The 16,308-nt window shown below is 64.3% G+C and carries 12 protein-coding genes; 4 read left to right on the forward strand and 8 right to left on the reverse strand.

Annotated elements, in window-relative coordinates:
- A partial coding sequence (locus tag ACK4TE_RS12080) for a substrate-binding domain-containing protein (RefSeq protein ID WP_409911773.1) occupies positions 1-851 on the reverse strand: 851 nt, incomplete at its 3' end.
- Positions 852-1,118: 267 nt separating this feature from the next.
- Between ACK4TE_RS12080 and ACK4TE_RS12085 the strand changes: the two genes are divergently transcribed.
- Positions 1,119-2,315, forward strand: a complete 1,197-nt coding sequence (locus ACK4TE_RS12085; protein WP_409911774.1) for a type III PLP-dependent enzyme — start codon at positions 1,119-1,121, stop codon at positions 2,313-2,315.
- Here the strand turns inward: ACK4TE_RS12085 and murI are convergent.
- Complete coding sequence (gene murI, locus ACK4TE_RS12090) at positions 2,258-3,130, reverse strand: glutamate racemase (protein ID WP_409911775.1); 873 nt, start codon at positions 3,128-3,130, stop codon at positions 2,258-2,260. The two genes, ACK4TE_RS12085 and murI, sit on opposite strands and share 58 nt — an antisense overlap.
- 139 nt (positions 3,131-3,269) lie before the next feature.
- On the opposite strand from murI, the gene ACK4TE_RS12095 reads away from it, so the two are divergent.
- The gene (locus tag ACK4TE_RS12095; protein WP_409911776.1) at positions 3,270-3,581 is read left to right on the forward strand and encodes a hypothetical protein; all 312 of its coding nucleotides are present in this window, start codon (positions 3,270-3,272) and stop codon (positions 3,579-3,581) included.
- A 6-nt stretch (positions 3,582-3,587) separates the two neighbouring features.
- Here the strand turns inward: ACK4TE_RS12095 and ACK4TE_RS12100 are convergent, their stop codons facing one another.
- Positions 3,588-4,019 carry an ester cyclase gene (locus ACK4TE_RS12100; protein ID WP_409911777.1) on the reverse strand — a complete coding sequence of 144 codons (432 nt, stop codon included), beginning with the start codon at positions 4,017-4,019 and terminating at the stop codon, positions 3,588-3,590.
- 80 nt (positions 4,020-4,099) lie between these two features.
- Here ACK4TE_RS12100 and ACK4TE_RS12105 point away from each other — a divergent pair, with 80 nt between their 5' ends.
- The gene (locus tag ACK4TE_RS12105; RefSeq protein ID WP_409911778.1) at positions 4,100-6,484 is read left to right on the forward strand and encodes a transketolase; all 2,385 of its coding nucleotides are present in this window, start codon (positions 4,100-4,102) and stop codon (positions 6,482-6,484) included.
- On the opposite strand, the gene aguB is transcribed toward ACK4TE_RS12105, so the two are convergent.
- The 3 genes from aguB to ACK4TE_RS12120 form a co-directional block, all read right to left on the reverse strand.
- Complete coding sequence (aguB, locus tag ACK4TE_RS12110; protein WP_409911779.1) at positions 6,481-7,323, reverse strand: N-carbamoylputrescine amidase; 843 nt, start codon at positions 7,321-7,323, stop codon at positions 6,481-6,483. The two genes, ACK4TE_RS12105 and aguB, sit on opposite strands and share 4 nt — an antisense overlap.
- 14 nt (positions 7,324-7,337) lie before the next feature.
- Complete coding sequence (locus tag ACK4TE_RS12115) at positions 7,338-8,321, reverse strand: agmatine deiminase family protein (protein ID WP_409911780.1); 984 nt, start codon at positions 8,319-8,321, stop codon at positions 7,338-7,340.
- A gap of 94 nt (positions 8,322-8,415) precedes the next feature.
- Positions 8,416-11,622, reverse strand: a complete 3,207-nt coding sequence (locus ACK4TE_RS12120) for a TonB-dependent receptor domain-containing protein (RefSeq protein ID WP_409911781.1) — start codon at positions 11,620-11,622, stop codon at positions 8,416-8,418.
- Positions 11,623-11,883: 261 nt separating this feature from the next.
- Between ACK4TE_RS12120 and ACK4TE_RS12125 the strand changes: the two genes are divergently transcribed.
- Positions 11,884-13,437, forward strand: a complete 1,554-nt coding sequence (locus ACK4TE_RS12125) for an ArnT family glycosyltransferase (protein ID WP_409911782.1) — start codon at positions 11,884-11,886, stop codon at positions 13,435-13,437.
- A gap of 7 nt (positions 13,438-13,444) precedes the next feature.
- Here ACK4TE_RS12125 and msrA read toward each other — a convergent pair whose 3' ends face one another.
- Both msrA and pbpC read right to left on the reverse strand, forming a co-directional pair.
- Positions 13,445-14,092: a peptide-methionine (S)-S-oxide reductase MsrA gene (msrA, locus tag ACK4TE_RS12130; RefSeq protein ID WP_409911783.1), complete on the reverse strand. Its 648-nt coding sequence runs from the start codon at positions 14,090-14,092 to the stop codon at positions 13,445-13,447.
- A gap of 132 nt (positions 14,093-14,224) precedes the next feature.
- Positions 14,225-16,297: a penicillin-binding protein 1C gene (pbpC, locus tag ACK4TE_RS12135; protein ID WP_409911784.1), complete on the reverse strand. Its 2,073-nt coding sequence runs from the start codon at positions 16,295-16,297 to the stop codon at positions 14,225-14,227.
- Between the last annotated feature and the right edge of the window lie 11 nt (positions 16,298-16,308).

The following is a 16,308-nucleotide window of genomic DNA, read 5'->3' on the forward strand; positions in this document are numbered from 1 at the left end:
CCGCCCAGCAGGCCGCCTTTCACCCGGTCACCATTCTGCTCAAGAAAAGAGAAGCCGAGAATGCCGACGGCATCCGGCGATTTGACGAGCGACTGGACGATGGCGGAATCGTTCTCTCCGAAATCCACCCAGGTGTTGTCCGTGCGAACCGTGTGCGCCAGCACCTTGAAGGCCGCCTCATCCGTTTTCTTCAGCTCGGCGAGTTGCGGAATGGCCAGCGCGCCAGCTTCCATGCCCAGCTCGACGAAAGCATCGCGCGTGCCGGACGTAGGCGGCGGGCCGAGAATCAGGATCGGCGCCGCCGGCAGCTTGGGGGACACCTCACTCCACAATTTATAGGGGTTCGGCTGGAAGCCGCCCTTGCCGTCCGGGATGTCCTTGGCGAGGGCGAGGTAGAGCTCTTCCTTGGTAATGTCGAAAAGCGGGCTCTCCTTGGCCGTGGCGAGCACAACGCCGTCATAACCCATCGGAATTTCGGTGATCTCCGTTACGCCGGCGGCCGCGCAAAGCTCACGCTCGGAGCTCTTGATCGGACGCGACGCATTGGCAATCGAGGCCTTCAGCGGGCCGACGCCCTCGCAGAACGCCTTGAAGCCGCCGCCGGTGCCGGTCGATTCCACGATCGGCGACGCAAAACGCGTCGTCGCCCCGAACCGCTCGGCAATCGTGCGCGAGAACGGCGCGACGGTGGAGGAGCCGACAATCTTGATTTTCTGGTGCGCGCTGGCAACGGCCGGAACCGGTTTGACACCCGAATCATCTTCCAGTTTTGACAGGTCGCTCTGTCCACAGGCTGCCAGGAGGGCGCCCATCAGGGTTACCGCCGCCAGGGTCCGGAAAGCTCTGTTCATCTGTCGTCTCCGCGCTCGATGGCCTGCAATAACGGGCGATTCCGGCCATTGCCATACGCCCTCTGCGTGACATTCGCTGCGAAAAAAAGCGACAGTTTTGCGACAGAGACCCGTAACCCCGAAAATTCTTGTTGCAAGTCCTCGTCTTATCCCCTATTTGCACCCTCGAAAATTGATGTGGCGGACATCTGGGCTAACCCGACAACAAGGGGGGCCCCCTGTACTAACGCCCAAAGCTGGTTTGAAGCCCTTTGGAGGTTAGGTGTCATGCACACTTACGCGACCCCGTATCACGTTGCCCGTGGCTCACAGCCCGAGCTGCCGACCTATTGCTTCCGTCCGGAGCGCGTGACGGCGGCTGCGCGCTGGTTCGTGGAGAAATTCCCAGCCCAGGCCTTCTATGCCGTAAAGGTGAACCCGGCCCCGCACGTCCTCGACGCGCTCTGGGAAGCCGGCATCCGTTCGTTCGACGCGGCCTCTGAAAAAGAGATCGAGCTGATCCGCGGCCGCTTCCCGGAAGCCCGCATTGCGTTCCTGCACCCGGTGAAGCCGCGCAAGGCCATCGAGCGCGCCTACTTCAACCATGGCGTCCGCATCTTCGTGACCGACTCGGTGGCGGAGCTGAACAAGATCCTCGAAGCGACTGACAACGCGAAAGATCTGACGATCATCGTGCGCATCGCTGTCTCGAACGAAGGCTCGGCCCTGCCGCTGTCCGGCAAGTTTGGCGCCGATGCCGCTGAAGCGGCAGAGATTCTCCGCCTCGCCCGCCGTTATGCGGATGAGGTCGGCGTGTCCTTCCATGTCGGCAGCCAGGCGATGAAGCCGTCTGCCTGGGCAACCGCAATGGCGGATGCCAGCCGCGTCATCATCGAGGCCGGCGTGACCGTGGACATCGTGGATGTCGGCGGCGGGTTCCCCGCAATTTATGCCGACAAGACGCCGCCGGAGATGGACGACTATGTCGCCATGGTGATGCGCTCGTTCGAGAACATGTTCGTTCTCGAGAACGCCGACCTGTGGTGCGAGCCGGGTCGCGCGCTGGTGGCGGAAGCCGAGAGCCTTCTGGTGCGTGTGGACCTCGCCAAGGGCCGCGCGATCTACATCAACGACGGCTCCTACGGCGCGCTCTATGACGCGGTGCACGAGAACTGGGTGTTCCCGATGCGCGCGATCTCGGTCGACGGGCGCAAGCTCGGCCGCATGGTGGAATACACCGTGTACGGACCGACCTGCGACTCGGCAGACATGCTGCCCGGCAAGGTCTGGCTTCCGGCCGGCCTGATGGAAGGCGACTATGTCGAGATCGGCAATATCGGCGCCTATGGCCGCTCGATGTCGACCCGCTTCAACGGCTTCGGCGACACCGAAGTGGTGGAAGTGCAGGACGCGCCCTGGCCGTCGCTTTATGGCTCGGCGGAAGGCGCCGAAGTCATCTCCATCGGGTCGATGGCGACGAACTGAATGTCCGGAAATCCGTAGCGTCTGAGGACGCGCACTATGCCGTCCGTCTCGTCCGGCGGGCGGGTGAGGAGGCTTGTCCCTCCCTGCCCGCCGGAATGAGTAATTTCAGGCAGTACACGGATCGTCTGGCGGGCAATCGCCGCGCCTGAATCGATATAGGAAACAGCCCGCGGTGCGGTCGCGATCAGCTGGCCGCGCACCAGCGGGAAATGCGTGCAGGCAAGCACCACCGTATCGATCTCGCTGCCGCCTTCTGCTTCGAACATCGGTGCCTGCGCGGCGGCATAGGCCTCGATCGGCACATCCTCGCCGCGCGCATGCGCTTCGGCGAGTTTCACAAGCTCCAGGCTGCCATGCAGGATGACGCGCTTGCCGGCGGCAAACTCCTCGATCAGCCGCGCGGTGTAGGCGCGCCGGATGGTTCCGGGCGTGGCGAGCAGGCCGATGGTGCCCGTCTCGGTGAGCTTCGCCGCAGGCTTGATCGCCGGCACCGTGCCCACAACCGGAATGCCGAGCGCCGCGCGCACCTCCTCCAGTGCCAGCGTGCTCGCCGTGTTGCAGGCGATGACGAACACGTCCGGCTCTGCCGCCTCGACCAGCGCCTTCGCCACCACCGGCAGGCGCGCCCGCAGCGCCTCGTCCGACTTGTCCCCATACGGGAAAAAGCCGGTGTCGGCCGCATAGTGAACCGTCAGCCTTGGCCCGAGCGCGCGTATCTCGCTCGCCACGGTCAGCCCGCCGACCCCGGAATCAAACACCAGCACCCTGCCCCGGGCAGGCGAAGGCTCGAACGGATAGGGCACGGTTTCAGGCATCTGCCCGTATCTAAGCGCATTCGGACACGGCGCAATCAGGGCGCAGACGCAGCGTCAGCGGGCCAGATGGCACAAAACTTGTTGTGCACCGCACAATCGAGGTCTAGCTTGAAGGCTTAACGGCATGGGACATCAGGACATGATGGATTTCTGGCTCACCTCCTGGCGCGCCTCGCTGGCGATGACCACCGCCTCGCTCGACACGATGCTGACTTTCCAGAAGAGTATGATGAGCCTCTCCTCGATCACGCTGAATGATGGCTGGGACTCGCACGACGAGAACTATATGCGCGAGGCCTTCCAGCGCGCGGCCGACTCCAACGTGCGCCGCTGGTCGGACGCGGCCGAGATCATCCAGGGCATGCCGTCCTGGGTTCAGTCGATGAACGCCCTTCCCGGCACGACGCTGACCGACCTGTTCGACAAGGCCAACCGCGCCGCGCGTGGCTAAGTTAGGCTATGCCAGATCCAGCGCGCGCAGCACCGCGCCCTGATCGAAATACGGCCGCTCGCAGAGGATGCGGTCACTTCCCGGCTTGAACTCGAAACTCGCCGCCATGCGCACGCGGAACTTGCGCCCTGTCGGCGCAATCGTCTTGCCGCCCAGCGCCAGCGGCCCGAGATGCGTGCCGGTCAGCCAGAACTCGACCAGCACAGTATTCTCCGAATGCGCGATGGCGATGATCTCGTTGCCCTGATCCGGAAACGGCGTGCGCGAAGCCGCGAAGTAGCGCCGCACGGCCGCCTCGCCATCGAACACGGCGCCCGAGCCGTACATCTCGTAGCGCGGATGGTCGAAGGTCGCGATCACCGCGTCCCAGTCATGCGTGACTTCCAGCGCCATGTGGTCGCGCACCACCTGCAGCCGCCGCTCCGCCAGATCGCTCATCGGTCCCTCCCATGGATTGTCCCTGCAGCAGACTAACCCGGCCCCATGGACTTGGCGACCGCCCTGATTTACCCCGGGGCATGACCCTGCCCCTCGATACGCTGAAGACCCTTGAGCAGCGCCTCCTCTGGCTCGCCGCCTGGACGGTGCACAATGCCAACCATCTGCGCGAGAAGGAAGATGACGACGTCAAGGTCGGCGGCCACCAGGCCAGCTGCGCTTCGATGGTGTCGATCCTGACGGCGCTCTACTACCACGTCCTGCGCCCGGAAGACCGCGTAGCGGTGAAGCCGCACGCCGCGCCGCTGTTCCACGCGATGCACTATCTCGCCGGCAACCAGACGCGCGAGAAGCTGGAAAACTTTCGCGGCTATGGCGGCGCGCAGTCCTATCCCTCGCGCACCAAGGACATCGATGACGTGGATTTCTCCACGGGATCGGTCGGCCTCGGCGTGGCGATCACGGCCTTTGCCTCGATGATGCAGGACTATATCGCCGCCCGTCCGTGGACGGACCTTGGCAGTGGCAAGCGCAAGATGGGCCGCATGGTGGCGCTCGTCGGCGATGCGGAACTTGACGAGGGCAACATCTATGAATGCCTGCAGGAAGGCTGGAAGCACGACCTGCGCAATACATGGTGGATCATCGACTATAACCGCCAGAGCCTTGACGGCGTAGTACACGAAGGCCTGTGGGCACGCATCGAGGCGATCTTCAAGGCGTTTGGCTGGCGCGTGGAAGTGCTGCGCTTCGGCGCGAAACAGCGCGCCGCCTTTGCCGAACCCGGCGGCGAAAGGCTAAAGGACTGGATCGAAGCCTGCCCCAACTCGCTCTATTCGGCGCTCACCTATCTCGGCGGCGCGGCCTGGCGCAAACGCCTGCTCGACGATCTCGGTGATCAGGGCGATGTATCTGCCCTGATCGGCAAACGCTCCGATGCAGAGCTCAGTGAACTGATGAACAATCTCGGCGGCCAATGCCTCGAGACCCTGTGCGACGCATTCGACCGCGCGACCGACGAGACACCGACCGTCTTCCTCGCCTACACGATCAAGGGCTGGGGCACGCCGCTGGCGGGCCACAAGGACAACCATGCCGGCCTGATGACCAAGGCGCAGATGGCCGAATTCCAGAAGACGATGGGCATCGCAGAGGGCGAGGAATGGGAACCCTTCGCCGGCGTTGCCAACCCGAAGGCGCTGCAGCGCTTCGTTGAAGAGACCCCGTTCTTTGCCGCCGGCCCACGCCGCTATGCGGCGCCGGCTGTGCCCTCGCCCGGCCCCGTCTTCCTAGATGACGAAATGCAATCGACGCAGGCCGGCCTCGGCAAGATCCTCGACGCACTCGCCAAGGGCGATACCGATCTTGCCCGCCGCATCGTGACGACGTCGCCGGACGTGACCGTCTCGACAAATCTCGGCCCCTGGGTGAACCGCCGCGGCCTGTTCGCGCGGGAGAATGTTGCCGACACGTTCCGCGACGAAAAAATTCCGTCCGCGCAGAAATGGTCTTTCTCGCCGGAAGGCCAGCATATCGAGCTCGGCATTGCCGAGATGAACCTGTTCCTGCTGCTCGGCGCGGCAGGCCTCTCGCATTCGGTGTTCGGTGAGCGGCTGATTCCGATTGGCACCGTGTACGATCCCTTCGTCGCGCGCGGGCTCGATGCGCTGAACTATGCCTGTTACCAGGATGCGCGCTTCATCATCGCGGGCACGCCCAGCGGCGTGACGCTCGCGCCCGAAGGCGGCGCGCACCAGTCCATCGGCGCGCAGCTGATCGGCATGAGCCAGGACGGGCTCGTCTCGTTCGAGCCAGCTTTCCTCGATGAACTCTCGATCATCATGGACTGGAGTTTCGACTACCTTCAGCGCGACGGCGAAGGCGACCCCGACGAGCGCACCTGGCTGCGCGACGAGACCGGAGGCTCAGTGTACTTACGTTTGTCGACGCGGCCGGTAGAGCAGGTGCGCGTGTGGAAGCGCGACGACACCGCTTTCCGGCAAGGCGTGATCGATGGTGGCTACTGGCTGCGCCAGCCAGGACCGAATTGCGAAGTGGTGATCGCCTATCAGGGCGTCGTGGCGCCGGAAGTGATCAAGGCAGCGGCGCGGATCGGCGAAGGCCGGCGCGATATCGGCGTGCTGGCGGTAACGTCCGCAGACAGACTGAATTCCGGCTGGACCGCCGCCCGCCGCGCCCGCGCACGCGGACAGAAGCAGGCGCTCAGCCAGATCGAGCGGCTGATGGAAAACGTGCCGCGCCACTGCCAGCTGATCACGGTGACGGACGGCCACCCCGCCACACTCGCCTGGATCGGCGGCGTCAAAGGCCACGCCGTCACCCCGCTCGGCGTCGAACATTTTGGCCAGACCGGCACAATCGCCGACCTCTACCGTCATTTCATGATCGATGCAGACGCGATTGTGAACGCGGCAACACACCTGTCTCCGGGCAAGCGGCTCTAGCTCAGGATGTCGTAAAGATCCGTCCTCCGGTCACGGAAGAAGCCCCAGGCGGCGCGGGCGCGGTCGAGGTGGTCGAGGTCGAAGGTGGCGAGGAGGACACCTTCTTCCTTGCGGCCGAAATCCGTGACGATCTCGCCGGTTTCATCGGCGATGAAACTGGTGCCGTAGAAAACCTGGCCCTGCTCATTGCCGACGCGGTTTGCCGCGGCAACCGGGATGCAGTTGGCAACCGCATGGCCCTGCATGCCCCGGCGCCAGCGCGCGGCGGTGTCGAGGCCGGCATCCTGCGGCTCGGCACCGATGGCGGTGGGATAGAGGAGCGCGTCAGCGCCCATCAGCGCCATCGCGCGTGCGCATTCGGGAAACCACTGATCCCAGCAGATGCCGACCCCGATCCGGCCCTTGAGGGTCGACCAGGTGCGGAAGCCGGTATCGCCCGGGCGGAAATAATATTTCTCCTGATAGCCGGGGCCATCCGGAATGTGGCTCTTGCGATAGACGCCGAGCGGGGCGCCATCGGCATCGATCATCACGACCGAGTTGAAATAGAGCGGGCCTTCCTTCTCGTAGATCGAGACCGGGATGACGACGCCAAGCTCGGCGGCAAGCTCCGAGAGCTGACGAACAGCCGGGTGATCCTGCCACTCCATCGCGCGGGCAAAGTGTTCCTCCTCCTGCGTCTTGCAGAAATAATAGCCGCAGAAAAGCTCCGGCGGCAGCACGACATCGGCGCCCTTCGCGGCGGCTTCGCGCACAAAGCCGGCAACGCGGTCGATGTTCGCCTGAACATCATCGCTCGGCGTGAACTGGATGGCAGCGAGGGTCAGCGTGCGGGGCATCGGAAGGCCTCCTCTCAGGCAGGGATTTCGCGGGTCATGCAATGGAAACTGCCGCCGCCGGCAAGAATGCCGCGCGCGGGAAGGCCGATCACTTCGCGGCCGGGGAACAGCGCCTTCAGCTCGGCGAGCGCCACGGCGCTGTAGCGGTCCTCATAGATCGGCACGAGAACGCAGCCATTGGTGATTGTGAAATTCATATGGCTCGCCGGCACCGGCACGCCGTCGCCGAAATGCACCGGGCCGGGCGAGGGAATGGTGGAGACCATCATACCCGCTGCTGACAGCGTGCACTCGATCTCGCGCAGCACGTCCGTGTTCGGATCATCCTCGCAGGCAGGATGCTGGCACAGCACATGGCCGGGGCCGATGAAGCGCGCGATATTGTCGACATGGCCATCGGTATGGTCATTGGCGAGCCCGTCGCCGAGCCAGAGAATCTGCTCGACGCCGAGCGCGGCGCGCAGCTGGCCTTCGATCTGGTCCTGATCCAGCGCCGGGTTGCGGTTCTGATTGAGCAGGCACTGGCGCGTTGTCAGCAGCCGGCCTTCGCCGTCAGCATCAATACCACCGCCTTCGAGCACGAAATCATGCGCGCGGGCGGGCAGGCTTTCGTGAGCCGCGAGCGCACCGGCCGTGTCCGTGTCGCCGTCCATCAGGTACTTTCCGCCCCAGCCATTGAAGCGGAACACCTGCGCCTCGCGGGCCGCCCCCTGCCCCGTGACGATGGGGCCGGTATCGCGCAGCCAGATGTCGCCTGTCGGGATACGGACAAGCTCCGCCGCGCCGCCCACGGCCGCCAGCGCCGAGGCCATGGCCTCATCCGAGCCGATGGCGACCTTAACCTTCACATGCCGCGCGGCGGCGTGGATGAAGCCGGCAATGTCCGCGCGCGCGGCCGTGAGGTCTCCGCCCCACTCTTCGGCAAGGCGGGGCCATCCGCTCCAGAGCGCGGCGTGCGGGCCCCATTCGGGGGCCAGGAAGGGTTTTGTACCAGTCATGTCAGCGCGCGCCTTGCCATAGCTTCACCCAAAGGAAAAGGGCGGCCCCGAAAGGCCGCCCCCTCATATAGTGTGCCTGAGCGGCGTGTGCCGCTTAGAACTTGTACTTCACGCCAAGTCGGATCTGCCAGAGCGAAGCCGAGTTGATCGTCGAGGCCCGGTCAACCGTGGGGCTGAACGAGGTAATGATCAGGCGGCCCTGTCCGTCGAGACCGCTGATGCCGTACAGCTGGGCGTTGCCCGGGAAGCCGTGCTCTTTCAGCACGCCCCACTCGTCGTTCAGCAGGTTGCCGACGTTACGGATCACGATGAAGGCTTCGGTGCGATCATCCGCGCGCAGGCCCGGGAATTCCTGGGCAAGGCGGATGTCGAAGCGCGAGCGCCACGGATCAGTCTGCGAGTTACGGTCGGCAATCTGGCCACGCATGTCGCGCAGGTCTTCATTGCCGTTGATGAAGTTCACGAGGTTCTGGACAACCGTCGCGTTCGACGACGGCGAGATCACCGGGTCATTCACACCCGTCGGGATGTAGGCCAGGTTACGCGCGGAGTTGTTGCCCACAGTGAACGCGTTGGTCGAGCCGATCGTGTAGCTGTAGGGCGCGCCCTCGTTGGCCGTTGCGAACAGCGAGGCCTTGGTGGCGTACTCACCGAAGAATTCCTTGCGGAAGTTCAGGTTGAACGTGAACCGGTGCGGGATCACATAGTCGCTGTTGCCCAGCTGCATGTTGACCGGATCGAAAGTCTGGACGTTCGACCAGTTCGAGAAGGCCACCGACGAGGTCATCGGGTTGACGTCCTTGGCCTGGGTGAAGGCGTAGCCTGCGCTCCAGTCGATGCCGTTATCGTACTTCTTCGTCAGGGCAGCCGAGATCGACCGTGCCCAGCCTTTTTCTTCGGCATTGGTGAGCAGGAAGTCGTTGGTGTTGCCGGTATAGACCGGACGGCCATCAGCAGCGGTCGTGGTCTGCACGAAGGAGATCGGCAGGACATAGGCGGCTTCGTTCGTCTTGGAGACGAGGAAGTCGAGCATCAGGCGCCAGTCGTCACCATACCAGGCATCCGCCGAACCGAAGTCGATGACGGTGCCGAAGGCGGCTTTCCACTCGGACGGGATCTTGAAGTCCGGGTCGAGGGCGTTGACCGGGCCTGCGCCTGCCGATGCGTTGGCTGCTGCCAGCGCCGCAATCATCTGGTCAGGCACGTCGAAGAAGGGCTGACCCGAACCGCCACCATAGGTGTAGTTGGCGATGTTGCCGGCGATGCCCGGGATACAGTCGTTGCCGCTTGCACGCTCGCGGCAGTCGAACAGGGTCACGCCGTTGTTCGAATAGTTGTTCGAAATCCAGACGTTCGGGTTACCGCCCGAATACAGACCAAAGCCGCCATGGAAGCGGATGTTGTCCGAGAAGTCATACTTCAGGCCGATACGCGGCTGAAGCAGGTCGCGGCCATCCATCGTCGCGGTGTTGGCGAAACCGTAGGAGTTCACGAAGCGCGGGTTCAGAAGCGGGGCGTCGCTGGACGTGTAATTGTCATAGCGCAGACCGGCCGTGAGCTGGAGCTCCGGAGTTACCTGCCACTTGTCCTGCAGGTAGAAGGTGTTGATCTCGTAGCCGAACTGGGCCGCACCATCGTTCGGATCGTTCGTGCCGGCAGCGCTCTGATAGCGCAGGTCATCGAAGTTGCCGGCTGCGAAGTCTGCAATACCGCTGGCGCCGTTGTTGTTGAAACGGCCGAAGATCCACAGACCACGGGTCCGCTGGATGAACGCGTTGAACACGTCGAGTTCTTCACGCTCTGCACCGAAGGTCAGAAGGTGGTTTCCGACCTGCCAGTTGGCTTTCAGCTTGTAGACGTCGGAGGTGTAGATCAGGTCGTTGAAGTGACGGCTGTCGTCAGCGCCCAGGTAGATCGTGGACGCACCGCCAGCGGTGTTCGGAACGATGACCTGAACCTCACCCCAGCCTTCATTGCCGACAACCGGATCCTGAACCGCGTCAAATTCAACGCGCGTGAAGCGCAGTTCGGTGTTGAAATTGTCGGTCCAGTCGGAGTTCAGCGAGGCTGAATAGCTCTCAAGCAGGCCACCGCGCTTGTAGAAGTGGTTGCCGTCCGAGACCTGCGTCGGGCTGGAGTCCGACGGGTTGAAGTTGAAGGCTTCGTTCTTGGTGTAGGACACCGCGGCGCGCTGCCGGTCCGTGATGTTCCAGTCGAGCTTGCCGAAGATCTTCTCGTCTTCGACGGAGAGCGATGTCGGGATACCGCCGGCGACATAGCCGTACTGGTTCACGGCGATGTCGATCACCTGCTGATAGACAGCCGGGTCGATGCGGGCGAACTGCGGCGAGTTGTCGAACAGGTTGACGGCTTCGTTCTTCTCGTAGGAGCCGAAGAAGAACAGGGTGTCCTTGATGATCGGGCCGCCGATATTGAAGCCGTAACGCTTGTCTTCGAAGTCCTGGGTCGTAATCTTGGTGCCTTCGATCGAGTCACCGCGCAGATCGTTGCTGGTATAGTCGAAGAACAGGCCGCCATGGAACGAGTTGGTGCCCGACTTGGTGACCGCGTTGATGTTACAGGCGGTGAACAGGCCGTATTCTACATCGAACGGGGCGAGCTCGACCGAAACCTGCTGGATCGAGTCATAGCCGAACGGCATGCTCTCGGTCGGGTATCCGTTCGAGTTGAGGCCGAAGCTGTCGGAGAGGCGGGCGCCGTCAACAGTCAGCGAGTTGTAGCGCGGGTTGGCACCGGCGCAGGAGATGGCATCCACGAAGCCATCGTCGATGTAGATGCGGGGATCGAGACGCAGGGCGTCTTTCAGGTCGCGCGAAATGGCCGGGATGTTTTCGAGGGTCTGCAGGCCGAAGGTGCTCGACGGGCCGGTGGCCACGTTGGAAACAACCGTCGAGCCGGTGACGACCACGGTTTCGAGGCGCGCCGTTGCGTCGGGTGCGACCGTGGCAATGTTGACCACCGAGGTCTCGCCGAGGCCTGTATAGACGTTCTCGACGCGGCTGGAGACGACGCCCTCGCCGGTGACGGTGAAGGTGAACGGGCCGCCGATACGCAGGTTCTGCGCGGTGTAGAGGCCGTTGAGGCCGGTGGTAGCTGTGGTCACAGTGCCGGTTGGCTCGTGAACGATCGTGACGGTCGCGCCGGCGATCGGCTGGCCGGCCGAGTCGGTGACGACGCCGCGGGCGTCAGACGTGGTTACCTGCGCATAAACCGCAGCAACCGGCGCCAAGGCCGCAATGGCGGCAATGGATGCACTGCGTGCAAAGAAGTTCTTGATCATGGTGATTTCCCCGAGTTGATCGACCCTCGCCGGAACGCCCTCGTGCCGTTCCGGTTTCCGCCGAGGCTTTAGTCGCGCTACATGACAGATAAGTGACAGGCAATTGAAGGTTCTGCTGCGCTGCCAGATAGCTGTGTGGTTTTTTCGTTGCGATGCAAAAATGACACGCCTTGCGGCATTGCTGGTCAGTTTGAACGACAAAGTGAGCTGTATTTGTCGTGGCGCCGGCGCCATAAGGGGCCCAATCAGATCGAATCGGCCATGACCCTTACGACATTCCTGCCCCGCAGCCCCGAAGCCCGGCTGATTGCCCTTGTTCTGGCCCTGCTGCTGGGACTGCGCGTGGCCGCCATCCTCGCCTCCCCGCTCAATCTGTATGCGGATGAAGCGCAATACTGGCGCTGGGCGCAGGAACTGGCCTGGGGATACTATTCCAAGCCGCCGATGATCGCCTGGGTGATCCATGCGGCCACCGCGCTCTTCGGGGATACCGAACAGGCGGTGCGGCTTGCCGCACCCTTCCTGCACACGGTTGCCGCCGGCTGCCTGTTTCTGGTGGGCCGGGCGATGTTTTCAGCAAAGACAGGGCTCTACGCGGCCCTCCTCTACGCGCTCATGCCGGCTGTTACATTGTCCTCGTCGGTGCTGTCGACCGACGGCGTGCTGATGCCCTTCTGGTGCGCGGGACTTTTCCTTGCCTGGCGCCTGCGCGGTGAGGGCGGGATTGCGACCGCGGCAGCGCTCGGCCTCGTCATGGGGCTCGGCATCCTATCGAAATATGCGATGCTGTATTTTCTGATCGGGCTCGGCCTTGCGGCGCTGATCGATCCGGTGATGCGGGCGGCGCTGGTGTCGATTCGGGGCGGCGCGGCCGTGGCGGTCATGATCATGGTGATTGCGCCGCATTTTGCGTGGAATGCCGCCAATGATTTCCAGACCGTAGGGCATACCGTCGACAATGCCAATCTCGGCGGCGAGCTGTTTCACCCTGAAAATGCTCTGAAATTCATCGCAGACCAGATGGGCGTGTTTGGCCCGGTCAGCTTCCTGGCTTTCCTCGCCGGCCTCGCGGGGTGGCGGATCCGTACCGAGGGCATTCAGGCGCGGTGGCTGCTCTGTTTCGTCCTGCCGGTGCTCGTCTTTATCCTCGGGCAGGCGATCCTTTCGCGGGCGCATGCGAATTGGGCGGCGACGGCGTATCCGGGGGCGGCGCTGCTGGTGGCGGCCTGGTGTGCGCAGAAGCGGGCGGTGCTGTGGACCGCGCTGGCGGTGAATGCCCAGATTGCATTGGTGTTTCTGGTGGTCCCGCAGCTCTCACCGGCGCAGACGGCGGCGCTGGGAATGGACAATGCGCTGAAGCGGACCCGGGGGTGGGATGTGGCGGCCGGGCAGGTGTTTGCCGAGGCGGAGCGGCTGGGCGCGACGGCGGTGCTGGTGGACGAGCGGGAGGTCTGGCATGGCCTCGACTTCTACGCGCGGGACCGGGCTATCCCCTTGATTTCATGGCGGCGTTATGCCGGCCCGAAAAGCTTTTCGGAGCGCGAGGCGCTGGAGGGCGCGGCGGCGGAGCGGGTGCTGGTCGTGTCGCTGCACCCCGCGATGCGTCCGAAGCTGAGAAGTGACTTTTCCGTCTTCGAGCCTGCCGGACAGATCCGTATCCCGCTCGGCAAACGCAGCAATGGGTGCACGATTTACAGGATTTTCCAGCTTTATACCGCTTCAGGTTACAGCCCTTCCCCGCGGAGCGCGGAATGGGAAAAACGGCTGGAGGGTCAGAAGGAATTCGCCGAGCCACCCTGCCCGGCCACCGGTTAGAACCGGATCAGGAGTTCTGGTCCACTTTGCCCCAGAGGGCTTTGAGCCCAGCATCGCGGCCACAGGCTGCGCGGGCTTTTTCGTACTTTGACGCGTTGCGCTTTGCGGTGTCCTGGTGCGACCCGTCCGCCGGCCAGAAGGGGGCGGCAGGGAGGATTTCGGTGGCGACGTCCTGGCCGAGGGTGCGTCCGGCTGTGGCGAGGACTTTCTCGGCCGTGTCGCGTTCGCCCTGGCCGGAGACGAAGATGGCGGAACGGTGGGCTTCGCCCTGCTCGCAGAACTGGCCGCCCGCATCGGTGGGGTCGATGTGGCGGACGTAATATTCGGCGAGGTCCGAATAGGAGACCTTCGACGGGTTATAGGTGACCTTGACGGCTTCAAGATGGCCGGTGCCGCCGCGCGCGACATCGCGGGCGCTGGGGTCTTCGGCGGTGCCGCCGGTATAGCCGGTGAGCGTTTCGATGACGCCGGGCACCTTGTCGAAATCCGCCTCGATACAGGCCATGCAGCCCCCGGCGAAGACCGCCGTGGCGACGCGCGCCGGGGCGTTCTCGAAACGGGGGGTGTCCGTGCTGGCACTGGCGAAGAAGCCAATGGCCGTTGCAGACAGGCCAGCCGTCAGGGCGATCACAAAGGCAGGATGTTTGAGGGGCACGCAGATACTCGCAATTCTGAAGGGCAATTTACCACGCCCGGCTGTGGAAATAATTGCGGAGTCGGGCGGAAAGAAGATGCCCCTGTCAGTGTTTTGGTAATTCTTCTGCCGATGTGACCAAAATGCACACCCCTATGCCGGATTTTCAGTCAGTACCCGGACTCTTACCCGCGAGGTGCGCCCCTGCGCATCGACGGCGGTGACCTGATAGAAGCCGGGCTGGCTGGGATGCCAGACCGGCGAGCCGGCATCGTCCAGGTCAGTTGGCGCCCCATCGACGAACCAGCTGAGGCGCCCTTCCCCGCGCCCGGCGAGGACAAAGGGGCGGCCCGGGCGGCCATTGACCGGACCGGCCCAGAGCTCGGCGCCTTCCGGCGGGAAGAGGATTTCCGGCGGCCTATTGGCCGAGAGGTTGCGCTGGGCGCCCTTGGCTTTCTGCAGCGGCTCGGTGGTGAAGCGTGCGCGCGCCTCGCCGTCATCGCGCAGATGGTGGGCGACCCGGTCTGCCATCTCGAACAGGACCGGCAGGGCAATGTCGCGCCCGGTGACGCCGGTGCGGGGAGCGCCGTCGGCCCGCCCGATCCAGACCACGAGGGCGTGCTCGCCGGAGACGGCAGCTGCCCAGGCATCGCGGAAGCCATAGGAGGTGCCGGTCTTGAAGGCGACCTGCGGGGCATCCTGCGTCAACCGGCCCGGCATCCGGCCGGACGGCGAGGGCGAACCCTGCAGTATACGGATGATCTCGGCGGCGCTGTCGCCGCTCATCAGGCGGCGGCCGGGGTCTTCATAACTGGCGCGTTCTTCCTCAACCCGCCAGACGAGCGGCTTGGCAACGCCGCCATCGCCCAGCGCGGCATAGAGGACAGCCAGTTCGCGCGCGGTGAGGCCGGCCCCGCCGAGGGCGAGGGCGAGGCCCGCCTGATGGCCCCGCGCGCCGGAATAGCGCGGCCGCGCCCCGACCATCGCCAGCTGCGAGGAGAAGCGTTCTGCCCCGATCCGGTCAAGCATCAGCACGGCGGGAATGTTGAGCGAATGCTGGAGCGCATCGGAGACGCGCACATCGCCGCGGAACATGCGGTCGAAGTTTTCCGGCTGGTAGCCCGCGAACTGGCGCGGGAGATCCTCGACGCGGCTGTCGGCGGAGGCGATGCCGTCATCGAAGGCGAGGGCGTAGATGAAGGGTTTCAGCGTTGAACCCGGCGAGCGAGCACGGTTGGTGAGATCGATCCAGCCCCCTGCCCGCTCGCGCGTCGCAGAGCCGACGAGGGCGCGCACCGCGCGGGTGGGAATGTGGACGACGATGGCGGAGACCTGAACCTCGGCGCCTTCGGAAATGGCGCGGGTGAGCGCGATACGTTCCAGCTCTGCCTGAAGGCTGGCATCGAGCGTGGAGCGGACATCCTCGTACGGGCCGTTTTCCAGCGCGGCGGCAGCGCCGTGCCAGGCGCGGGCGGGAAAATCCAGCCGGGCGGGCGGCACGGGCAGCGCAGCGATTTCCTCCGCTTCACCTTCCGGGAAGACGCCGTAGCGGGCGAGTTTTGTCGCAACCCAGTCGCGCGCTTTCTTCGCCTGCTGAGGCCGCCGGTCCGGACGGCGCACTTCAGGCGATTGAGGCAGCGCGATCAGGAGGGCGATTTCATCCGTCGACAGACGGTCTGCCTCATGGCCGAAATAGCTCCAGCTCGCGGCGCGCACGCCTTCGAGGTTGCCGCCATAGGGCGTGAGGGTGAGATAAAGCTCGAGGATTTCTTCCTTGGTGAACCGGCGCTCAAGCTGGTTGGCGCGCCAGATTTCCACGAGCTTCGAGCCGGCATTTCGCGGGCGCGGCTCCAGCATGCGTGCGGTCTGCATGGTGATGGTGGAGCCACCCGAGACGATGCGCCCGGCGAGAACACTGTCGGCGGCCGCGCGCGCCATGCCGGCCCAGTCTGTGCCGTTATGCGTCCAGTAGCGTTTGTCTTCGACGCGGACGAGGGCCTCAATGAAAGCGGGGTCGATCTCTTCCAGCCGCACGGCGAAGCGCCAGCGGCCATCCGGCGCGGAGAAGGCGCGCAGCGGCTTGCCGAGACGATCCGTGACGAGGACCGAATTGACATGCGCCCGGTCCAGCGGGGGCGGAAACAACGCATCGAGGAGGAAGGCCGCGCCGAGCAGCGCGGCGAACCCCAGGATGAGATGTTTCGGCCACCAGGGCGACGAGAACATGCGGCCGCAGG

The organism is Hyphomonas sp., from assembly GCF_046313975.1.
Classification (GTDB): Bacteria; Pseudomonadota; Alphaproteobacteria; order Caulobacterales; family Hyphomonadaceae; genus Hyphomonas.